General features: G+C 48.5%; 24 protein-coding genes. 4 read left to right on the top strand and 20 right to left on the bottom strand.

What is annotated here, in order from left to right; genetic code table 11:
* Positions 1–113: 113 nt before the first annotated feature.
* The 13 genes from ACTRDR_RS13200 to ACTRDR_RS13140 all read right to left on the bottom strand — a co-directional run bounded on the left by ACTRDR_RS13200 (position 114) and on the right by ACTRDR_RS13140 (position 11,705).
* On the bottom strand, positions 114–2,645 hold the full coding sequence (locus ACTRDR_RS13200; protein ID WP_440528024.1) for a hypothetical protein: 2,532 nt from the start codon (positions 2,643–2,645) through the stop codon (positions 114–116).
* A gap of 14 nt (positions 2,646–2,659) precedes the next feature.
* A complete protein-coding gene (locus ACTRDR_RS13195; protein WP_440528022.1) occupies positions 2,660–3,838 on the bottom strand; it encodes a class I SAM-dependent methyltransferase in 1,179 nt (392 codons plus the stop codon).
* 75 nt (positions 3,839–3,913) lie between these two features.
* Positions 3,914–4,258, bottom strand: coding sequence for a hypothetical protein (locus ACTRDR_RS13190; RefSeq protein ID WP_440528020.1), 345 nt, complete (start codon positions 4,256–4,258; stop codon positions 3,914–3,916).
* Positions 4,259–4,320: 62 nt separating this feature from the next.
* The gene (atpC, locus tag ACTRDR_RS13185) at positions 4,321–4,722 is read right to left on the bottom strand and encodes an ATP synthase F1 subunit epsilon (RefSeq protein ID WP_440528018.1); all 402 of its coding nucleotides are present in this window, start codon (positions 4,720–4,722) and stop codon (positions 4,321–4,323) included.
* A 20-nt stretch (positions 4,723–4,742) separates the two neighbouring features.
* Entirely contained in the window at positions 4,743–6,137 is a 1,395-nt protein-coding gene (gene atpD / locus ACTRDR_RS13180; protein ID WP_118551053.1) for a F0F1 ATP synthase subunit beta, read from the bottom strand.
* Between the two features lie 227 nt (positions 6,138–6,364).
* Positions 6,365–7,225: an ATP synthase F1 subunit gamma gene (gene atpG / locus ACTRDR_RS13175; protein ID WP_176865182.1), complete on the bottom strand. Its 861-nt coding sequence runs from the start codon at positions 7,223–7,225 to the stop codon at positions 6,365–6,367.
* Between the two features lie 39 nt (positions 7,226–7,264).
* Positions 7,265–8,773, bottom strand: a complete 1,509-nt coding sequence (gene atpA, locus ACTRDR_RS13170) for a F0F1 ATP synthase subunit alpha (protein ID WP_440528017.1) — start codon at positions 8,771–8,773, stop codon at positions 7,265–7,267.
* A gap of 28 nt (positions 8,774–8,801) precedes the next feature.
* Positions 8,802–9,350, bottom strand: a complete 549-nt coding sequence (gene atpH / locus ACTRDR_RS13165; RefSeq protein WP_440528016.1) for an ATP synthase F1 subunit delta — start codon at positions 9,348–9,350, stop codon at positions 8,802–8,804.
* A complete protein-coding gene (atpF, locus tag ACTRDR_RS13160) occupies positions 9,338–9,853 on the bottom strand; it encodes a F0F1 ATP synthase subunit B (RefSeq protein ID WP_118547268.1) in 516 nt (171 codons plus the stop codon). The genes atpH and atpF overlap by 13 nt, the downstream gene beginning before the upstream one ends.
* A gap of 52 nt (positions 9,854–9,905) precedes the next feature.
* Positions 9,906–10,160, bottom strand: coding sequence for an ATP synthase F0 subunit C (atpE, locus tag ACTRDR_RS13155; RefSeq protein ID WP_022154830.1), 255 nt, complete (start codon positions 10,158–10,160; stop codon positions 9,906–9,908).
* 53 nt (positions 10,161–10,213) lie between these two features.
* Positions 10,214–10,945, bottom strand: a complete 732-nt coding sequence (atpB, locus tag ACTRDR_RS13150; RefSeq protein WP_440528015.1) for a F0F1 ATP synthase subunit A — start codon at positions 10,943–10,945, stop codon at positions 10,214–10,216.
* Between the two features lie 15 nt (positions 10,946–10,960).
* On the bottom strand, positions 10,961–11,476 hold the full coding sequence (locus ACTRDR_RS13145) for an ATP synthase subunit I (protein ID WP_440528013.1): 516 nt from the start codon (positions 11,474–11,476) through the stop codon (positions 10,961–10,963).
* Positions 11,448–11,705: an AtpZ/AtpI family protein gene (locus ACTRDR_RS13140; protein ID WP_440528012.1), complete on the bottom strand. Its 258-nt coding sequence runs from the start codon at positions 11,703–11,705 to the stop codon at positions 11,448–11,450. Before ACTRDR_RS13140 ends, ACTRDR_RS13145 begins: the two co-directional genes overlap by 29 nt.
* 231 nt (positions 11,706–11,936) lie before the next feature.
* On the opposite strand from ACTRDR_RS13140, the gene ACTRDR_RS13135 reads away from it, so the two are divergent.
* Both ACTRDR_RS13135 and ACTRDR_RS13130 read left to right on the top strand, forming a co-directional pair.
* Entirely contained in the window at positions 11,937–12,521 is a 585-nt protein-coding gene (locus tag ACTRDR_RS13135) for an N-acetyltransferase family protein (protein WP_440528010.1), read from the top strand.
* 31 nt (positions 12,522–12,552) lie between these two features.
* Positions 12,553–13,035, top strand: coding sequence for a DUF402 domain-containing protein (locus ACTRDR_RS13130; protein WP_022154835.1), 483 nt, complete (start codon positions 12,553–12,555; stop codon positions 13,033–13,035).
* 142 nt (positions 13,036–13,177) lie between these two features.
* On the opposite strand, the gene ACTRDR_RS13125 is transcribed toward ACTRDR_RS13130, so the two are convergent.
* The 7 genes from ACTRDR_RS13125 to ACTRDR_RS13095 form a co-directional block, all read right to left on the bottom strand.
* Complete coding sequence (locus tag ACTRDR_RS13125; RefSeq protein ID WP_440528008.1) at positions 13,178–14,956, bottom strand: diguanylate cyclase; 1,779 nt, start codon at positions 14,954–14,956, stop codon at positions 13,178–13,180.
* A 17-nt stretch (positions 14,957–14,973) separates the two neighbouring features.
* Complete coding sequence (locus tag ACTRDR_RS13120) at positions 14,974–16,137, bottom strand: cell wall hydrolase (RefSeq protein ID WP_176865171.1); 1,164 nt, start codon at positions 16,135–16,137, stop codon at positions 14,974–14,976.
* 25 nt (positions 16,138–16,162) lie between these two features.
* Positions 16,163–16,654 carry a deoxycytidylate deaminase gene (locus ACTRDR_RS13115; protein WP_440528006.1) on the bottom strand — a complete coding sequence of 164 codons (492 nt, stop codon included), beginning with the start codon at positions 16,652–16,654 and terminating at the stop codon, positions 16,163–16,165.
* Positions 16,655–16,665: 11 nt separating this feature from the next.
* Positions 16,666–17,295: a uracil phosphoribosyltransferase gene (gene upp / locus ACTRDR_RS13110; RefSeq protein ID WP_022154839.1), complete on the bottom strand. Its 630-nt coding sequence runs from the start codon at positions 17,293–17,295 to the stop codon at positions 16,666–16,668.
* A 46-nt stretch (positions 17,296–17,341) separates the two neighbouring features.
* Positions 17,342–17,773: a ribose 5-phosphate isomerase B gene (rpiB, locus tag ACTRDR_RS13105; protein ID WP_176865167.1), complete on the bottom strand. Its 432-nt coding sequence runs from the start codon at positions 17,771–17,773 to the stop codon at positions 17,342–17,344.
* A 26-nt stretch (positions 17,774–17,799) separates the two neighbouring features.
* Positions 17,800–18,864 carry an L-threonylcarbamoyladenylate synthase gene (locus ACTRDR_RS13100; protein ID WP_440528003.1) on the bottom strand — a complete coding sequence of 355 codons (1,065 nt, stop codon included), beginning with the start codon at positions 18,862–18,864 and terminating at the stop codon, positions 17,800–17,802.
* Between the two features lie 123 nt (positions 18,865–18,987).
* Entirely contained in the window at positions 18,988–19,734 is a 747-nt protein-coding gene (locus ACTRDR_RS13095) for an N-acetylmuramoyl-L-alanine amidase (protein WP_440528001.1), read from the bottom strand.
* A 130-nt stretch (positions 19,735–19,864) separates the two neighbouring features.
* Here ACTRDR_RS13095 and ACTRDR_RS13090 point away from each other — a divergent pair, with 130 nt between their 5' ends.
* Positions 19,865–20,728 (top strand): class B sortase, encoded by an 864-nt coding sequence (locus ACTRDR_RS13090; protein WP_440527999.1) that lies wholly within the window; start codon positions 19,865–19,867, stop codon positions 20,726–20,728.
* A gap of 27 nt (positions 20,729–20,755) precedes the next feature.
* Positions 20,756–21,622, top strand: a complete 867-nt coding sequence (locus tag ACTRDR_RS13085; RefSeq protein ID WP_440527998.1) for an LPXTG cell wall anchor domain-containing protein — start codon at positions 20,756–20,758, stop codon at positions 21,620–21,622.
* Positions 21,623–22,477: the final 855 nt, after the last annotated feature.

Genomic DNA, 22,477 nt, shown 5'->3' with positions numbered 1-22,477 from the left:
TCCATTTCTCCGTTTGGAGAAACTCCGATGCACTCAACAGGCTAAAGCCCATAATCAAAAAGGCGTCCGGATCTTTTTACAGAACCCGGGCGCCTTTTGCTGTCCGCCTGTATTTAATTCTCTGTTCTCATGTATGTGATGAAATGATTGCCATTCTCAGCAAACCACGCTGTGGCATCGTTCATTCCCTTCTTATACAGCTTTCCGGTGGAAGGTTCCATAATGACCACATTGAATTCATTAAATCCGGTCACCAGAACTGCTTCCCCGTCATCCAGGATCGCCAGTACCGGGATATCCTGATTCACATAATACAGCACCGCATCCAGCGTACAGCCGCTTAAATCCAGCACCTGTACTCCCGTCATATTTTCCGACAGAATCGTAGTGGCAGTCTTGCCCTGCGCCAGATCGTACTCGGTGTTACGGGTAATTCCGGCATGTCTGAGAATGTTATCCAGGCATACGGCCAGGCTGTTCTTCTGCTCCGTGACGTTCTCTTCCTTGATCGCCATGATCTGATTCCTGCTGACACGGTTTCCCTTGAGCCATACCGTAACTCCGCGGTCATTGGTCACAATACCGGACGTGTCATAGGCTTCCTTCACTGCCGTGCCCGGAGCACTGTAGATACCGCATACGCCATATGCATTGTAGACATAATACCGGGGCACTTCGCTGACCGCATCCAGTTTCAGCTCTCTGCCGCCCTCAAATACAACCTCCTTGGGGTTCAGCACCTTGATGGTCTTCGTATCAATGGAAGATTTCGTCTGAATCTGCACATAGCGCCCATAAATATCGATATTTGCTGTGACCACCTTATTCTGTCCAGCTTCTTCTTCCACATTGTTCATGATCTGGTCATCCAGGATCTCCTGATAGCTGCCGTTCTCCGTCCGCTGCAGGCGGGATAGTGTGATCTGGTTGCCCTCGATCGTACATCCCACGACATAGATTCCTTCCTGCCCGTATTCCTTCAGGCTGGCACCGGAAGAATTACTGATACATACCTTATACATGGGATAGAATATCTGTCCGGAATTCTCCGTGCGGATATCGCTCTCTCTTGCCACACCGTAGATGATGTCCTCTCCCATGAATCCCAAGGGGCGGATTGCCTCGCCATCCTCCGCACGGATCACCGTCTGCTCTCCGGTATTCAGGTTCCGCACATTTAACTGGCTGCTGTGATTTATATCGTCCCCTTCCTGCCATACGATGATCTCATGGTTCTCCGATACCTGGAGACTGTCATCCTGGTGTATGCTTACCAGCTGCGCTGCACTTCGGTTCTCCAGGTCCACATCATAGACTCCGTTTTCCAGGAAAAAGTACAGATGCTGCTGTCTGTTTTGGTACAGCAGCTGATTCATCTCGTCTTTCAGCACCGCATAACTCTTGGAATAGGGAATATAAACTTCTTCCTCTATGGTATTGAGGGAATTGTCATAGCTTAAGATCTGAATACCGGTCTCCCCTTCGTGTCTTCCCCGGTTCATATAACCGTATACAACGAATTTCACATTGCCGCCCTCATCCACATCCAAAATCTTGATATCATGATGGTCATACAGAGTACGGCAGTCCGCATTGTCCTTGTCATAAAAAGAGAAGATCACCGTCAGACCATTGGTCACCGCGTTATAGCAAAGCAGCTGTCCCCTATCGGAAAATACCACGGTATTGCCGTCGGTGCTCTCCATCATGTCCACATTTTCGTCCGTGATCCCCAGAAGGATCTTATCATTGGCATACATCCGCCCGGTATCCGGGATCTGTGTCATGGTCCGCTCATAATCCAGCAGATACATTCTCTCCGAGGTATATCTGACGCGATAGTATTCTTCCACGCTATAATATATCTTATTTTTCCCTTCACCGGTGGACACGACAAAATCCATCAAAAGCGACGCTACATTGCCGTTCACCTGTACCAGGCGGATGGAAGCCGCATTTTCCTGCGTCGGCTCCAGGCTTCCCCAGGTAATCTGCTGGAAGCTGCTGTGAATATTCACCTTATGAAAAGTGCCGTTATCCGTCAGCTTGGAATTCGGTTCTAAATACTTGGTCAGTTCCTTCGCTGCTTCCTTATCATAGAGCTTCCCATGAAAATCCGTGGCGAACTCCAGGATCTCTGCGATATGCAGATCGTCGTTCCACAAAATCGTCGTATAATAGTAGACCTTCTGTTCCCCTTCCAGTTCCAGGATCAGGGTCAGGCTGTACTGTGTATTGGTATCGATCAGATCCTTCAATGCGAGTGTGACAGAGACGCTTTTACCTTCCGTCTTCCACCCGGTGACTTCTCCGTTCTCTATAAGGCGGGAGCCGTCAATGCTGCGGACTTCCATGGAAATTCCCGTAACTTCTCTGCCATAGGTATCCACGGTAAAATCCGCCTGTCTGTCCGCACCCAGCATGGTCACGGTATCCTTCTGGTATGCTACATCCATTTCCACCGTGTTACCATGCAGCTCGTTGCATGCCACGCCTCCGCTCTCCATGGTGATCACGGGAAGTGTCGCCGGAGCCATTTCCATGGTCATGTTATTATGTCCCTGATTCATAATGCTGCCGATGATAAACGCTGATGCTATAAACACCACAACGCACACGGCAATTTTAATAATCGTTTTCTTCATTCTTGCTTCTTCACTCATTTATTATTCAGCAGTTTGTCCAGTGTCGGTGCCACATGAAGCAGTTCCTCCACAGTACGGATATCCGTACTGTGCTTCGGGCGCATGCTGCCCTTTTTCACCGCACGGATCAACAGATTCTTAGGTGTATGTTCCATGTCGATGAATTCCAGGATCTGTGTCTCGTACCCCTGCTGTTCCAGGAGATTCGCTCTGAGGGCATCTGTAAGCAGTGCCGCGATGCGTTCCTTGATGATCCCATATTTCAGTACCGGCTTCAGGGAATCACACGTAATCTGTCTGTTCAGTTCGTGCTGACAACAGGGTACTGCCAGGATGACTCTGGCTCCCCATTTGACTGCTTTGTCCAGGGCATAATCCGTCGCCAGGTCACAGGCATGCAGTGTCACCACCATATCCGCCACATCCGTTCCCTCATAGGTGCTGATGTCTCCCCGCTCAAATTTTAATCTGTCATAGCCCAGCTTCTCCGCCAGTTCGTTGCAATGTTTTATCACATCGGTCTTCAGATCCAGTCCGGTCACCTGAATATCTCTATGCTGTAATTCGTGCAGATAGTAATACATGGCAAAAGTAAGATAAGATTTGCCGCAGCCGAAATCAATGATCCGGATCGTCCGGTCTGTCGGCAGTTCATCGATCACATCCTCGATGAATTCCAGATAGCGGTTGATCTGGCGGAATTTATCGAATCTCGCCTTCGTCACACGGCCATCCGGCGTCTGCACACCCAGTCCCACCAGGAAATCCACAGGCTTTCCTTCCTCGAGGATATAATGCTTGGTGCGGTTATGCGAAAGTGCCTGCAGATCCTCCTGTTCGGAATCGGTACTTTTCTCTGCTTTTGATGCACCGTTATTTTTCACCTTCAGAGTCAGCTTTCCTTTCTTACTGACTAACGCCGTAGCCTGTAAGCTTTTCGCTGTAAATTCTCCCTGTCTGAACTGCTCCGCAAGTGCCAGGCAGATTCTGTCCGTCATCTGCTCCGCCGTAAAATTCTCATGGAACACCTGTGTTCCTCTGTAAGCAGTCTCCTGAAACACCAGTTCCCCGCGGATCAGTACCGGGCGGATCTTCGCCTTCTGAACCTGTTCCGGATGACGACTGTTGCTCAGGATGATCTGCTGTAAGTCTTTATTCAAAATTTTCTGCAAAAGTATTTTCAATTCTTCCATAGTTTATCCTGCTTCCATACGCTTCATGCCTGATGAATTCACAGTGTCCATTGTAACATAAATGCTGCCTCTTTGCTATAAAAATGCAATCATTCCGCGTCTTCCACCATGTCTTCTCTTGTAGATCTCGTCACACACCAGTACCTGGATCAGATCTCCGGAGACTTTTCCCGCTTCCCGCTCCAGGATCTTACCAATGGTATCAGCGATCCGGTAGAGGCTTAACCGGTCCGGATATTCGTCATAGATCATACTTCCTTCATAATCGTATTTGTCCAATATTTCCGCAATTCTACGCTGACAGCGTCTGACTTCTCCGGGATAGGTCTGCTGCAGATATTCCAGGTCATTTAAGACTTCTTTTTCATCCATTCTACCGGGATATCCGGGCAATGTCATAAAAAATGGGCGTGATACCATAATTTTTCGCCTCGTGCTTTTTTATAGCATATGCACAGAATAAAAAATAGGTGCTGCGATTCTTATCGCAGCACCTCAATTCTTGCCATTGCTCTCTGCAATGCCGTCTCTGCCCTGGCAATATCCGTCTCCGGCGTCTTGCTGCGCAGTCTCTCTTCCGCACGGTGCAGTGCTGCCTCCGCACGGTTCTCATCGATCTCATTGGGCCATTCAATGATCTCTGCCAGAATGGTAACTCCCTCGGGAAGGATCTCGGCGAATCCGGAATGCAGTGCTGCCTCCTTCTCTCCGTCCTTCTCCGTAATATGCAGGATACCCGGCTTCACGATCACCGTCAGGGGAATGTGTCCCGGAAGGACACCGATCTGTCCTTCCGTGGTATTGAATTCTACCATATCCACAGTTCCCTCATAGAACACTCTTTCCGGGGTTATGATACGAAGTATGAATTCTTTATCTGCCATATCTATACTCCCCTCTCATGCTATGCATGAACCTTTGCCAGTACATCATCGATGCTTCCGGCATTCAGGAAGTAGCTCTCCGGAATATCATCATGCTTACCATCCAGGATCTCACGGAATCCGCGGATGGTCTCGCTGATCGGTACGTATTTTCCTTCCAGACCGGTGAACTGTCCTGCCACGAAGAAAGGCTGGGACAGGAATCTCTGGATCTTACGGGCACGGGATACGACCAGCTTGTCTTCCTCGGACAATTCGTCCATACCGAGGATGGCAATAATATCCTGTAATTCCTTATATCTCTGCAGAATCTCCTGTACACCGCGGGCGGTCTCATAATGCTCCTTACCTACGATTCTGGGATCCAGGATACGGGATGTGGACTCCAGAGGATCTACTGCGGGATAGATTCCCAGTTCTACGATAGAACGGGACAAAACCGTGGTGGCATCCAGATGTGCGAATGTGGTCGCAGGTGCCGGGTCTGTCAGGTCATCCGCAGGCACATAGACTGCCTGTACGGAAGTAATGGATCCGTTCTTGGTGGATGTGATACGCTCCTGCAGCGCACCCATCTCTGTCTGTAATGTAGGCTGGTATCCTACTGCGGAAGGCATACGTCCTAACAGTGCGGATACCTCACTTCCTGCCTGTGTGAAACGGAAAATGTTGTCAATGAACAACAGCACATCCTTACCACCCTTGTCACGGAAGTACTCTGCCATGGTCAGTCCGGTCAGACCGACTCTCATTCTCGCTCCGGGGGGCTCATTCATCTGTCCGAATACCATGGTTGTCTTGTCCAGTACGCCGGACTCCTGCATCTCATGATACAGGTCGTTACCCTCACGGGTACGCTCACCTACACCGGTGAATACGGAATATCCGCCGTGCTCGGTGGCGATATTACGGATCAGCTCCTGGATCAGTACGGTCTTACCTACTCCGGCACCGCCGAACAGACCGATCTTACCACCCTTCTGATAAGGACAGAGCAGGTCAACGACCTTGATACCGGTCTCCAGCAGTTCTGTGTCCGTAGACTGCTCTGCGAAGGTCGGTGCAGCACGGTGGATAGGCTCGTAAGATACCCCGTCCGGTACCGGCTTGTTATCAATCGGCTGACCCAGTACGTTAAATATTCTGCCCAGGGTATTTTCTCCTACCGGCACGGAAATCGGAGCTCCGGTGGCGATTGCCTCCATTCCTCTTACCAGTCCGTCGGTAGTACCCATGGCGATACATCTGACAGTATCATCACCCAAGTGCTGGGAGACTTCTACTACCAGTTCTCCTCCATCTCTGGTAGGGATGCGGATCGCGTCATTGATCTCGGGAAGTTTGCCCTCATCGAATCGTACATCCAGTACGGCACCGATGACCTGGGTGATCCTTCCTTTATTCTCTCCTGCCATTTCTACCTCTTTCCTGCCCGCTATGCGGGCATTTCATAATCAACTCACCTTTTGCACTGCTTTTCTCTGGCAGTCTTTGTATCTTCCACGCAGACACGCTTGCGCTCGGATCGGAACGCAACGGTACTAAATTCGCGTTGAAACGCTCATTAAGTGCCGGCGTTCCTTTACGGTCTGCTTAGGAATGATGCAAAGCCTGCCAGAGACATAACTGCAAAATATAAATATTAAAGCGCCTCTGCGCCTGCAATGATCTCTGTAAGCTCCTGGGTAATGCTTCCCTGTCTTGCGCGGTTGTACTTCAGTGACAGATCACTGATCATATCCTCCGCATTGCTGGTGGCATTATCCATGGCCTGCATACGGGCACCGTTCTCACTGGCTGCCGCTTCCATCAGCGCACCATAGATCAGACTGGAAATATATTTCGGTATGATCATATCCAGTGCTTCCACATCTTCCGGCTCAAAATTCATCAGTGCGTCAGCACCCTCTGCGGGGGCTTTCGCGTCTGCATCATATTCCACAGGCAGAAGCTTCAACAGCTTCGGCTCATGGCTCACCGTGTTTTTAAAATGTGTATATGCCAGATAGATCTCACCGATCTCTCCGGCTGCAAATGATGTCAACAGCTTCTGTGACAGAAGCATTGCTTCAGCATAAGCCGGTTCCTCAATAACCTCCGGATAGGATTCCTTCACGGTGTATCCTTTTCTCTCCAGAATCTCCCGGCCCTTATTACCGATGGCATAGACTACCACGTCTTCTGTCTTCCAGTCCTCCTGTCCGGTGATCAGTTTGGCTACGTTGGAGTTGTAACCGCCTGCCAGACCTCTATTGGAGGTAATGACAATGACCGCCTTTTTCGGAGAAGCACCCGGAACAAGATATTTGTGTTCCAGATGTCCTACCCTGGACAGGATATTATTTACGGTATCATACATACAGTCAAAATACGTCTGAGAACGTTCTGCACCTGCTCTGGCTCTCTGAAGCTTTACCGTAGATACCAGCTTCATGGCCTTGGTGATCTGCTGTGTGCCCTGAATGCTGGTCTTACGGCGCTTGATATCACGCATTGATGCCATAGTTACCTCTCATTCTGCCGTATGTCACGGCTGACACACTTATTTCAGAAACTCTGCTTTGAAATCATTCAGTGCCTTCACAAGCTTTTCTTCCGTAGCATCGGAAATCACCTTTTCCTCAGCGATGGCTGCGGGGATCTCGGGATGCTTGGTATCCAGATAATCAAAGAATTCCTTCTCAAATCTGGTGATGTCCTCTACCGGCACATCCAAAAGGAATCTCTTGGTCACCGCATAGATGATGATAACCTGATACTGTACCTGCATGGGCTGGTACTGAGGCTGCTTCAGCACTTCCTTGATACGTTCGCCCTGCGCTAACTTCTCCTTGGTATCTGCATCCAGTTCAGATCCGAACTGTGCGAAGGAAGCCAGCTCTCTGTACTGAGCAAGCTCGGTACGGATCGGCGCCGCGATCTTCTTCATTGCCTTGATCTGTGCCGCACCACCTACACGGGATACTGACAGACCTGCATTTACCGCGGGACGGAAACCGGAATTGAACATTTCTGTCTCCAGATAGATCTGTCCGTCGGTAATGGAAATTACGTTGGTAGGAATGTATGCGGATACATCTCCTGCCTGGGTCTCGATGATGGGAAGTGCCGTCAGGGAACCTCCGCCGTATTCGTCACTCATACGGACCGCACGCTCTAACAGTCTGGAATGCAGATAGAATACGTCACCGGGATATGCCTCACGTCCGGGTGGACGACGAAGGAGCAGGGAGAGTGTACGGTATGCGGTAGCATGTTTACTTAAGTCATCATACACTACCAGTACGTCTTCTCCGTTCTCCATCCACTCCTCACCGATCGCACAACCGGAATAAGGAGCGATGTACTGTAAGGGAGCCAGGTCACTTGCCGTGGATACCACAACGGTGGTATATGCCATGGCACCGAACTCCTCCAGTGTCTTTACGATATTTGCCACGGTAGATGCTTTCTGACCGATGGCTACATAGATACATTTTACGTTCTGACCCTTCTGGTTGATGATCGTATCGATCGCAATAGCGGTCTTACCGGTCTGGCGGTCACCGATGATCAGCTCACGCTGACCCCTTCCGATGGGAACCATGGAGTCGATCGCCTTGATACCTGTCTGGAGCGGCGTGTCTACGCTCTTACGAGTGATAACACCACTTGCCACACGCTCAATCTTGCGGAATTTATCAGTCTGTATGGGGCCTTTGCCGTCGATGGGCTGTCCTAAGGAGTTCACTACTCGTCCAAGCAATGCATCTCCTACGGGCACCTCTACCACACGTCCGGTGGTCTTGACAATATCGCCCTCTTCGATATTGCTGGCACTGCCAAGCAATACGACACCGACATTATCTTCTTCCAGATTCAGCACCATGCCATATACATCGCCGGGGAACTGTAACAACTCACCCTGCATGGCATTTTCCAGTCCATGTACACGAGCGATACCATCCGCTACCTGGATGACTGTTCCGACATCGGAGACATCCAGCTGGGAAGAATATCTTTCGATCTGTTCCTTAATGACGGAACTTATTTCTTCTGGTCTTAAATTCATGGATCTGTCGCACCTTTCTCTCAGCCGGTCATCCCAGCTGAATATTTAATAATTGTTTCTTCATATCTTCGAGTTTGGTCCGGATACTGCTGTCCACTACCCGGTCACCTACCCGGATCACCATTCCGCCGATCAGTGTCGGATCCACATGGTAATACACATCAAAGGACTGATAAGAAGTCGTTTGAAGCAGCTTTTCTCTCACTGCCTGTTTCTGTTCCTTCGTCAGCTCCACTGCGGTACTTACATATGCAGTTCCCATTTTTTCCGATTCTCTGACCAGTTCGGTAAAATAAGCAAAGATTGCCTTTAATGAGCCGTAGCGTTCCTTGGTCACCACGATCTTCAAAAATTCTGTCAGATCGTCGCTTATCCTGCCCCGGAAAACCTTCTCCACCATGGAGAGTTTCTCCTGCTTGGGAATCCCGGGATGCTTCATCAGCTTGTCAAAATCGGGATTGTCTTCCAGGATCTTCTGAAGTTCTGCGGTCTCATTCATCAGTTGGATCGCATTTCCATGGTCGACTGCCACTTCGAAGAGGGCTTCTCCATAGACTTTGGAAACTAATTTTGCCATGTATCCTCACCCATTTCCTTCAGCGTCTCTTCGATCAGACTGTTCTGTCTGGCGGTGTCTATGGACGCACCCACAAGCTTACCTGCCATGACAGATGCCACGGATACGATCTCCTGTTTGATCTCGTCGGACATTTTCTGTTTTTCCAGTCTGGCTTCTTCCTGTGCTCTCGCCAGGATTCTGCCTGCTTCTTCCTTCGCCTGTGCGACGATGCGCTCCTCGTTCTGGAGAGCCCGTCTTCTGGCATCACTTAAGATGTCCTCTGCCTCTTTGTCGATATCTTTCAGCTTCGCCTCATACTGTTCCTTCAGTTCTGCGGCTTTTTCCTGGCTGGTCTTCGCTTCTTCCAGTTCTCCTCTGATCTTCTCTTTACGATCATTTAAGAACTTTCTCGCCGGATTGAACAGGAAATAGCTGAGTGCCAGGAACAATACGAAGATGGCAATGATCATCAGGCAGGAGTCTGCCAGCAGCTGCCAGTCCAGGTCAAACAGTCTTGACATGGTCTCGCCTTCTGTTAATAGTATCATTTTCATCCGCATTCCTTTCGTTTAATCAGGGAAGTAAGGGCTTTACGAACAGCAGCAGCATAGCGATCAGCAGACCGTACAGACCGGTGGTCTCGGCAACTGCCTGTCCTAATAACATGGTGGAAGTGATCTCGGACTTAGCACCGGGATTACGTCCTACTGCTGCAGCAGCATGTCCTGCTGCGATACCCTGTCCTACACCGGGTCCGATACCGGCGATAACTGCCAGGCCTGCACCGATTGCGGAACAACCTAAGATAAAGTTTTCATTGAAATCCATAGTAAATCCTCCTATTATTGAGATTCTTTCAGAATCTTTCTAGCATTTTAAGCTTACGCGTCTCCTCTTGCATTTGCGATATAAGTCATTGTCAGCATACAGAATACGTATGTCTGGATGGCTCCGGAGAACAGGTCAAAATACACATGCAGCGCTGCGGGCCACGCCGTGGCGATCACACCTAACAATCCGTAGATCAATGCCATCATTACCGTTCCGGATAATACGTTGGCGAACAGACGCAAAGACAACGAAATCGGTACGGCGATCTCACTGATCAGGTTGATGGGCAGCCAGATCGGCAGCCAGGGCGGCAGCGGAGAACACATGCCTTCCCAGATCTCCTTCGGCTTCTGGTACTTGAATTGGTTATAATGAATCAATATAAATGTCAGTACGCCGAGGGGCAGTGTCACGCCATAATCCGCTGTGGGGGGACGAAGTCCCAACAGACCGGAAATATTACTCACCAGAATGAAGATGAAGATCGTTCCAATGTAGTTATAGAACTTCGGTGCCGCCTTGCCCATGGGAGTATCCACCATGGCATCCAGCTTCTCCACGATCAGCTCCACCACATTCTGAAAGCCTTCCGGCACTTCTCTGGCTTTGGCCATACAGCAGTTGGCGGCAATGGCAAAACCAATGATGATCAACATGACGATCAGCACACACACATGTGTGGTCGTTATCCATACCTCATGGCCGAAAAAAGAATACTTAAACACGCCATGTATCATAAAATCGATATTATCGGCACCGGATAACAGAATTCCATGTTCCATTGTTTCACCTCCTTATTATTTATTCTGTTGTTCTGTCACTTCTCCGTCCTTTTCAGCCCCTGCCGGATTCTCCGGGGCATTTTCGCCTCCGGTAGTCTCCTTAGGTATCGCCTGGGGAATCGGATCCGTTTCATGAAACAATTTATTGCATAATTTATGGGTAATCGGCTGTAGAAACGCCGTTACTTTCATACATATCACATAGGAGAAAAAGAAGATCAGCGGATTCATCACCTCTGTCTTCATAAGCACCAGTAATATAAAAATCAGTATCACATAACGCAGGATATATCCGCGGAAGATCATCTTCTGTGCAGTCTTCTCCGGCTGATCCAGCGCCCGGTCCAGGGAACGGTACATATGATATGTTGCTGCAAGCGCCAACAGGACACCGAGCCATAGGCTCCCTGCATACATCATTTTATCCTTCACGATAAAGGCTCCGATGATCTGCGCCAGCGCTCCCAGAAACAGGATCCCTAAGACCATCTCCAAAACAGTTCTATTTATCTTTTTTAATGTGTTTATCATCGCTGTCATCATAAATTGTCCTGGCCATACGGTATACATTCTGCCCTCCGGCCACTGCTCCCATACAAAAAAGCAGGATCATCCAGAAGTTCGTTCCGAAATGTTTGTCCAGCCAGACGCCTGCCGCCGACATCAGGCAGATCGGCACCAGCATGTTGATACCGAATTGCATGATCAGTGCGGCCGCGCGAAACACCTGTCTGTTGTAGGGTTTCTTTTTTCTTGACACTGCTTCCTCTCCATGTTGATTTCTGCTCTACGCTTATATTTTTGTACATTTTTAAGCATATCTTGTCCCTGTAAGGCAAATCTATTGTCATTATAACGAAATCTGAACACTCTGTCCAGTAAAATCCCCTTGCTGAAAGCGTAAAAAAAATATAAATTCCATCTAAAAAAAGATTGACTTGGATACTTTCTCGGAAGTACTATTTGAGTAACTATTTTACAGAAATTACGAATGATCACAGAAAGAGGGATTACCGCAATGCAGACCACCGCCAATGATGAAATTAAGATCCGGACCGCCACACCGGAAGATGCCGAAGCCCTGGCTGCCATTTACGCTCCCTATGTGGAAAACACCTCGATAACTTTTGAATACACGGTTCCTTCCGTGGAGGAATTCGCCGAACGAATCCGGCATACCCTCACCCGTTACCCTTATCTGACAGCAGAGAAAAACGGTGTTCCCATAGGCTACGCCTACGCCTCCGCTTTCAAGGGACGTGCTGCCTACGACTGGTCCGTGGAGACCTCCATTTATGTCAGTCAGAATCTTCGAAGCAGCGGTATCGGCAGCCTTCTTTATCAGGAGCTGGAGAAATATCTGACAGCACAGCACATCTGCAATGTATGTGCCTGCATCACTTATCCGAATCCTCCCAGCATCTCCTTCCATGAAAAACACGGCTATGAGACCGTGGCACATTTTCATGCTTCCGGCTTCAAGCAGGGGGAATGGCATGACATGATCTGGATGGAGAAGACATTGTGTCCTCACACCGTGCCGCCACTGCCTTTTATTCCTTTCCCGGAACTTTGAACGCTCTCAATTGATACAAAGGAGAAATGCTATGAACAACGAACTTCAGATCTACCGGAAACGACTGATCCCGGAAGAATGTATTTTGTTAAAAGACGATATTATCGTAGAACAGAACGATGATTATATTCTGACAAAATGGAAAACGCTGAATCCCAAGACTACTTTTTCTCATGGTTGTTCCTGCTATTATCTGAAGGAAGGGTTCAAGATCAGCAAGTTCTACCGTCATGACGGGTCTCTGTTATACTGGTACTGCGATATTGTAGAATACACCCGCCGTCCGGAGGACAATGCCCTGATCGTTACCGATCTGCTGGCTGACATTATACTCTATCCCGACGGAAGAATGCATGTTGTTGACCTGGACGAGCTGGCAGAGGCACTGGAAAAAGGTCTGATCACGCAGGCACAGATGACTGCCTGCCTGCGCCAGTTAAACAACCTGATCACGATCATCTATCGTGACAAATTCGACAGACTGCAGAGTCCTTTGGAAAAAAGCGGACTGTAATTATTGAATTATTCAGAGTAACGCATTCGCAAAACCGCACTTGCAGTGCTTACTTTTTGCTCATGTGTTTACTTCGTAAAATAAACGAGAGCATAGGCTCTTACGAACACAAGTGTTCGACGAGCTTCTGCTCTCATTTACTTTACTCTGAATAATTCAACAAGTTTCCGATGCAATGTCCCAGCAGCGTCAGCAGGGTGATGTCTTCATCGGACCACTTACGGTTGCGATTGAACACTTCAAAATTGACCATTGTATAAGGAATCCCTTCTTTTCTAGACAGGCATTGAAGGGCAGCCCCAACCTCCTGCTCCTGTGTCACAGCATAGGCTGCCGGGTTCTGGGAACGAAGTTTTATCATATTGGATTCTACAAAAATACCATCATCACCAAACAGTGCCAGATACCCTTCATCTTCAAACCCGGGACGACCATCCGGAGCCTCCACCACATAATTACCGTTTCTGCAGACAAGGTTACTACCTCTGTCCGAAAAAATAGTAATACCATCCAGATCAAACAGACTGCGGATCTGTTGCAGGCGCTCTTCATTTTTCACAATAGCATTCACGCCCGATACACATAATTCCACGATCATCTCTGTGATGGCTTCCCGTTTTTTCTCCTTGGATACCGCATAGGCCATAGCCATGTTCTGCATATCGTCGGTCTCCAGTTTCCCATGCAGCCGCTCTTCATATATAATGTGTCGGTTCTTGCCTTTTTCCTTGGCAAGATACAAAGCTTTATCCGCCTTGCGCATCAGATACTCATACTCCGTTCCGTCCACCGGGTATTCCGACACACCGATAGAAGCCGTCACATGGATCTTCGGATCGAATGCCAGCCTGAGTTCCTTCGCAATCGTCTTGAGCAAGATCTTCAGCTGTTCCCTGGTCTCAACCTTCTCTAACAGAATCACATACTCGTCTCCACCGAATCTGCCGATGACACCTCTCTGTCCTACCAGCTCCTGCATGATCTCTGCCACTCCACGGATCACCTGATCTCCGAAGATATGTCCATAGGTGTCGTTAATATGTTTGAACTCGTCAACATCAATGATCACCAGCCAGCGGACCCGACCGTCCTTCCGATTCAACTGTTCGACGGTATATTCCGTCCACGCCCGCTTATTCAGCAGACCGGTTCCGGCATCCCTGGCTGCCGGAGTCAGATAGTAGGCTTCCTGCTGACGGTTTTTGTCAGAATCTATGATACCGGCCAGCATGTTCCGGTTTTTGGGAATCCGGGAGGCTCTCACCGTCCACCTTCTCTCGTCTTCATCCTGACCGTTGAATTTCATTTCAAAGGAATCTTCGCCATTGCGCAAATGGGCGCAAAACGTCCGCAGATGTTCTTCCATTCTGGCAATGTCACTGTCTGTATGTGCGTTCTCCACCATCCGGATCAGATCATTCAACGACCCCTCAAACTGATTCATTGACCGTTCATTGACATATTTATACACTGTGATATGATCGCTGTCGATCAGATACTCAAAGTAATACACATCTTCCAATGTCATAAAATGACGATACTTTAAAATACTCTGTTCCAGCTGTACCGTTCTATTCTCCAGATCATGCAGATCCGATAGTGTGATCTGATACAAAGGATTTCCATCCTCTGTCTGTTCACTCTGTTCCATACGCAGATACACATTCCGGGTACTATCCTTGAGATTGCTGAGAACAGTTACTAATTCCAGCGGAGCAAGCGTGTCCGCCGCAACCGCCTCCTTCAGCAGTTCACCATCCTCCGGCTGCACCAGTTCACTCACCGGACGAAAGGAATTTTCCTCTATAAATTCATAGTAATATTCCGATGCCTTGGCAACTGTCAGATCCTTCCTCACATAGATCTTCCAGTCCACAATTCTGTTGGAATACCCTTCTCGTTCTACGATGTTAATTTTCATGGATTCTCACATTCACCTTAGTAAAATATATGGCCACCGATACTGATGCCGGTCAGTCCTTCCACCGGGGTGCGGAAATACACGCAATTACCTACATTCGTCACTCCGGACATTGCCTCATCCGCCGCCTGATAACAACGGCTCGTGGCCTTGTTCGCAGCCAGAGCCAGTTCCAGCCGTCCGCTGGCTACCGGTGAGAACTGTTTGTTCTGATAGATCACACCTACCACCGTGTTGGGATAGACCGAACTTCTGACGCGATTGATCACAACACTGGCTACCGCCAGTTGACCGTCATAGGGTTCGCCTCCCGCTTCGCAGTAGATCAGATTTGCTAACAGATATCTGTCTCCCTCTTCGAAAGAAATATCTGAAATATCCCGCCAGGTTGCATTTGCCGCCTTCTGGGACATTGCAATCTCTTCGGCAAGCTTTTTCCTGAGGGTTTCCAGATTATCCTCTTTTTTCTTGATCTCCGCTTCGTACGCCAGGGCTCTCTGTTCCGCTTCGGAGATGTCTCCGGCATATTTGGCGATATTGTTGGATGTCTGGCTGATCAGACCGGACACCTTGCTTTTCTCGGCTTCCGCTTCTAATTTCAGATTATCCAGCTCTGCCTTCTCCGTCTGAAGCCTTGCCTCTTCCTCTTCGATCAGCTGACGGTTTTCCTCGAATTCTTTGAGTTTTTTCTGGTCATAGGCAGCGATCCGTTCAAAAAAATCCGCAGCATTCAACAGTTTATCGAAGCTTTGGGCACTCAGGATCGCATTGATATAGCTGGTCTCGTTCCGTTCGTACATATCCCGGACGCGGATCACCATACATTCATACTGCCACTCTTCCGTTGCCTTCGCTTCCTCCAGACTGTCCTGGGTATCTGCGATCTCCTGCTCCTTGTCCGCGATCTGCTGTTCCAGATCCGCCAGATTATTGCTGACCTCCGTCAATTGACCGTTCAGATTATTCAGTTGTCCCTTGAGGGAATTCTGTTCTCCTTTCAGGTTCTCCAGATTATTGTTTTCCTGGTTCAGCTGGTTCTGCAATTCATTTTTCTCCCGCTGTTCCTGCTGAATCTGCTGCCAGGTACTACTGGTAGCTTCTACCTTGATGTCTTCTGAAGAAAATGCTCCTGCAAGGATCACCGCTGCAAGCAGCACAGCTGTCTTCTGTAGGCGCTTCAAACGTTTTACTCCTTTTATCTGTTGCTCAGACCCCGATCTGTATCATGCGCCCGGTCTTACGATACGGTACACATTCCACTCCTGCCGCATCAAACATCCTCTTCGCTGCCCGGTTGGAAGGGGTTCCCTGATACTTGTCGCTATCATATACCACAGTGCGGATCCCCGCCTGAATGATGGCTTTCGCACACTCATTGCAGGGGAAGAGGGACACGTACAGTTTCGTGCCCTCCAAGGATCCTCCACGGTAATTCAAAATTGCATTCAGTTCACTATGTGTCACAAAGGGATATTTTGTCAGATTACTATCCTCGTCGTTCTCCCTCTCCCAGGGAAACTCATCATCGGAACAGCCCTTGGGGAACCCATTGTATCCCATGGACAGAATTTTGTTGTCCGGGCTGACAATACAGGCTCCCACCTGAGTATTCGGATCCTTGGACCGCATCCCCGACAGGTGGGCTACCCCCATAAAATATTCATCCCAGCTGATATAGTCACTGCGCTTGGCACTCATTGGTGTCTCCTTTATTTGGTACCGAAAATACGGTCTCCTGCATCTCCCAGTCCGGGAACGATATATCCGTGGTCATTGAGCTTCTGATCCATTGCTCCGATATAGATATCCACATCGGGATGTGCTTCCTGCATTGCCTTCACGCCTTCGGGTGCCGCGATGATGCACAGCAGGCGGATGCTCTTGCAGCCCTTGTCCTTCAACAGCTGAATTGCTGCGATGGAAGAGCCGCCGGTTGCCAGCATGGGATCTACGACAAATACTTCACGCTCCGCACAATCTGCAGGCAGTTTGCAGTAATACTCTACGGGCTTTAAGGTCTCAGGATCGCGGTACAGTCCGATATGTCCTACCTTTGCAGCGGGGATCAGGGACAGCATTCCGTCTACCATACCAAGACCTGCACGCAGGATGGGTACCAGTGCCAGTTTTTTGCCCTTTAACTGCTTTACAGTAGTCTTGCAGATGGGAGTCTCGATCTCTACTTCTTCCAGCTTCAGATCCTTGGTAGCTTCATAGCCGATCAGCATTGCGATCTCACTGATGTTCTGTCTGAAATCCTTGGTGCCGGTCTCCTTTCTGCGGATGATTCCGATCTTCTGCTCGATTAAGGGGTGATCCATAACTACTACTTTTGACATATACTTGTCCTCCTGTATTTTGATGTTGTTAGTTGTATCTTGCGCCTTAGATCTCTTCGATCAGGCTGATTCTGCGGCTGTGTCTCTCTTCTCCGGAAAAAGGGGTGTTCAGGAAAGTCTCCACGATCTCCAGTGCCAGATTCTCGCCTACGATACCCGCACCCATTGCCAGCATATTGGCATCGTTATGCAGTCTGGTCATTTTTGCGGACAGTGGATCGGAACAGAGTGCGCAGCGGATTCCCGCTACTTTATTCGCGGAAATACTGATGCCGATACCGGTAGTGCAGATCACGATACCCTTTTCACAGGTACCGTCTGCCACAGCTTTTGCTGCCGCATGTCCGAATACGGGGTAATCACAGCTTGCCTTGCTGTCGCATCCAAAATCCTGAACGGGAATGTTTTTCTCCTCTAAATATTTCTTAACTTTCTCTTTCAGATCATATCCGCCATGATCACTTGCGATTGCTATCATTTTTATTTGTCCTCCTTGTATTACACTTACAGCGTTACCACTTTATGTCCTGCTGCTTTTAACAGACGGTTCATAATTGCCTGACCAAAGCCCTCCGTGGAAAATCCTTCCGAATAGATCTTCGTTACGCCTTCATCATCGAATTCTCTTAAGATGGTATATAAATGTCTGGCGATGCTGTCCTCGTCCTTACGGCTGCCGACACTTTTTACCACATCTGCCGTATAGCCGGAGAGCATCTCTTCCGTTCCGATGATGCCGGTCTTCTCGCCCGCTGCATGATCTGTGGCTGCGGCCCGGTTAATATACTCTCTGACCTCTTCGGGTGTTCCCTCTACGATGGTGAGTTCTCCCTTCGGTGCGTAATGCCTGTATTTCATGCCGGGAGCCTTGGGAGCCTGTCCGCTGTCCGCCCGCAGGATCGTGGTATCTGTATCCACGGTTCCCAGTACTTCGCTGAGTTTCTCCTGGGTAATATAACCCGGTCTTAAGATCTGCGGCGGTGTCACCGTCAGATCAATGATGGTGGATTCCAGTCCGATTCCCACTTCTCCGCCATCGATGATGGCATCGATCCGCCCCATCATATCCTCCACCACATATTTCGCCACAGTGGGGCTGGGCTTGCCGGAAGTATTGGCACTGGGGGCTGCAATATAGCCGCCGCTGTACTTGATCAGCTTCTGTGCCGCCGGGTGTGACGGCATCCGGATCGCTACCGTATCCAGCCCACCGGTAGTCTCACGCGGTACCGCATCAGACTTCGGCAGGATCATGGTCAGCGGTCCCGGCCAAAATGCATCTGCTATTTTTTTTGCTTCTTCCGGTACCTTACTCGTGATCTTCTCTATATCTTCAAATCGATAGATATGAACGATCAGCGGATTATCGGAAGGTCTGCCTTTTGCGGCGTAAATTTTCTGAGAGGATGTGGGATTCAGCGCATCTCCGCCAAGACCATACACGGTCTCTGTGGGGAACGCCACCAGTCCTCCCCTTCTCAGGATCTCTCCCGCAGCCTGCAGTTTCCTGTCATCTTCTTCACTGACAGGTCCCTCTCCGGGATGAATTTTTATAATTTCAGTATCCATTTTTCTACCTTCTGTTATCGGCACTCATCATAATGATGTCAGGGGCTTTTGACCCCGACATCATTATAATGCATTTGGATATAGTATAACATATACGATATAAAATGGAAAGATTGTTTCTTATCAGTTTTCCCTGTTTTGATTTTCCAGTTGTGCTATATATTGTAAAATCCCCTTATGGATCGACCATGCCACTCTGTCCTGATATGTCTCCGTGCACAGCTTTTCTGCTTCTGCGGCATTGGACAGAAATCCGCACTCCACGATCACGATGGTTCCTTTTGTTTTTTTCAGAAGATAATAACTTTCATTTGCCTTGATCTGTCTGTGATTCTCCGGATCCAGGTCTTTTGTCAGTTGTTTTTGGAGCAGCTCCGCCAGCTTCTGCCCACCGCTGCTTCCATTATAATAAAATACCTGTGCTCCATGGACATACTCCTCCGGGTAGCTGTTCTGGTGAACACTTACTGTAAGAACCGGATCCGTCTCCTCTATCTTCTCGATCCTGCGCTTCATATCCTGTACCTTTTTATTAGAGGCATGCGCATCATACAGACCTTCTTCCGTGTCTCTGGTCAGTACCACCTGCACGCCTTCCGCCTCCAGGTATCCCGCGAGTTTATTTACAATATTTAAATTAATATCCTTCTCCAGGCTTCCGTTGATTCCGATTTTCCCGGGATCATCCCCGCCGTGCCCCGCATCAATCACTACCACAGGGGATTCCTCACCCGGAGTATGTCGTTCCTCCTTAAGTACACTGACCGCATTCACTGTCTCCACATACACCGCCGTCTCCCTGCCCACCACCGCCATGGCAATCAGCAGCAGACATATCATAACGGCGTGCAACGCTTTCTGTTGTTCCATCCCGGTCTCCATAATTTTATATCTCAATGATTTTATATGCTTTCTTCTATGAAAATATCTTCCGAAAATTAAGAAATCCTTTTGTTTTCCCCTATTGCATCCTGTCACTGATTCAGCGTATAATAAACGTATGAAATCAAATAAAAATATTTTATCCACAATTTTATTTATCTTTGCCGGAATATGTATTCTGGCAGCGGTTATTCTGTTCGTAAAAGGTCATATGGCGGACCGTCGTATGGAGGAGTCTCTGGACGAGTTACGTCCCACGGCAGTTACCGAAGACAGTACAAATGCTTCTGCGGAAGCCACAGAGGCTGTCACCTCCGTTTCCACAGAAGCCGTAGCAGAAGAAGCATCCACTGCCACAGAAGAGTTCGACCGCGTTCCCAATCCGTATGCCGACAGCTTCGCAGCCAACGGCGACATGGCTGCATGGTTGCAGATCCCGGATACCAATATCGACTATCCGGTCATGTGGACCCCCAAGGACGAGACCTATTATCTCTACCGTGCTTTCGATGGTAGTAAGAATAAAAACGGCTGCCTGCTTCTCGATGATGAGAGCTGTGTGGATCCCCTGACGACCAACCTTATTATCCACGGTCACAATATGAAGTCCGGCGCTATGTTCGGCAATCTGACCGACTACGAAAATCAGGATTTCTACGAGAAACACAAAAATATCATCCTATACACCGAGGAATGTCAGCGCAATTATGAAGTCATTGCTGTGTTCCGTTCCCAGGTCTATCGGAAAACAGATCAGGTATTTAAGTTCTACAAATTTTTCCAGGCAGATACTCAGGAAGAATTTGATGACTTTTATAACAATATCAAGCAGTTATCCCAGTACGACACCGGCGTTACGGCAGAGTTCGGAGATCATTTCCTGACCCTGTCTACCTGCGTCTACCATGTAGAACAGGGGCGGTTCGTAGTCGTCGCCAAAGAAGTGGAACCAGGTGACCACTATCTCCCCGTACAGGAATAACCCACTAACTATCAGGAGGATTTTCTTATGAAAAAACTGAAAAAAATCGTTACACTGCTCACGCTGGCAGCGGTATGTCTGTCTGCACCCGGCTTCGGCAAGCTTACTGTTAAGGCTGCTGAACCCACTACTTATGTTGTCAGATATCTGACAAGCACCAATACCCACAGCGACGGCTGGTACTTTGAGGTAGCTTCCGCATGGGATGACAATGCCTTCCATCGCGAGACCTATTACATGATGCAGGACATCAAAGATGGCGATTATGTAGTCATCGAAACCGATGCTTCCTCTCCTACTTTCGATCTGAGTTTCCCGGTTCGTCTGGGTAATCTGACTGTAAATACCACAGCCACTGTGGTACCTACCGCTAAGGGTTATGATTCCGTATATATTCTGGACGGCTCCACCGCTTCCATCAACGGCGATGTTTCACATGCTTATGTATACGGTTCCGCACATGCTACTTTCGTTAATAATGTAGATACACTGGAAATGCTGGGTATGGGCACCGGGCTGAACAACCTGCATGCTTACATCGGATGCCAGGGTACCGTAAATCATCTGATTGCAAAAGATAACGTAGACCAGCGTACTTATTTTGAATATTATAACTTTGCAAAAAATAAACTGGATATCTACGATGGTTCTGTAAAGACTGAGGAACAGTATTACAGCAAAACCGCTCCCGCCGCCACAGCAGCTGCAACGCCGGAAGCTACCGCTGCTCCCGCTGCCACCACCGCCACTGCTCCTGCACAGTCTGCTACCGCTTCCGGTGCGTATGACAACGTGCCCAAGACCGGCGAGAGCGCACTTCCTCTTTACCTGGCAGGTGCCGCTGTTCTCTTCGTAGTATCCGGATATGCGCTTCGCAAAAAGAACTTACAGTAGAATTGAATTTCCGTAGCCCGCATTAGGGCAACGCTAATACCGCCTGAGAGATTGCATATCTTCTCTGGCGGTATTTTTATTTATACTATATAAATTGAAAGTTAATGAAATAGTTGTTCTAAAATCCACGCAGAAAGGGCTGCCCGCCCCGGACTCGGATGCTAGCTACAACTGTGGATTTTCTAAAGGAAAGTGGCCAGGTGCTTTTCATCATGACGGGGCCGCCTTTACGTTGCCATCCATGGCACTTATCGGCTAACGCGAACATCGTGTTCGCGTTGCCCCTGCGGCTCAACCACTTTCCAAGAAAATCTCACAGTCTCCGCCGCATCTACGCCCGAGGGAGCAGTCCCTTTCTGCTGGGTTATGAAAAACATCCCAATTATTTAGGCAGAGCATTTGAGAATACATGTGCGGAAATTAAAAACAAGAATCTAGTATGTGCGAAAAATCAAGAAATACATGCGCACAATTTTAAAACAAGAATTAGGTATGTGCAATAAAGTAGGAAATACATGCGAATAATTCAAAAGTCATAATTAGGTATGTATAACAAGTCGGAAAATACATGCTTTAAAGCAAGAAATAATGATCCGGCATGTATGATAACCGGGAAAACACATGCGCAATAGGCTAAAATGGAAAATAGGTATGTAAATCGCTTTAGGAAACACATGTATAAAATTTAAAAATAAGAATTAAGTATGTAAATGACTTTGGAGGAATACAGAAACCAGTAACAAGAGATAGACTCAGTATTTTTTCATGGGATTTTCAAAACACAGAACGCCTACGGTGGACGGAATGTCCTTCCGAAGATGTTTGTCGGGAGGTGGTGACATTTTCTCGAAAAGT

This window comes from Simiaoa sp. (assembly GCF_051972595.1).
GTDB lineage: Bacteria > Bacillota > Clostridia > Lachnospirales > Lachnospiraceae > Acetatifactor > Acetatifactor hominis.
This window is presented reverse-complemented; position numbering and strand designations above follow the sequence as displayed.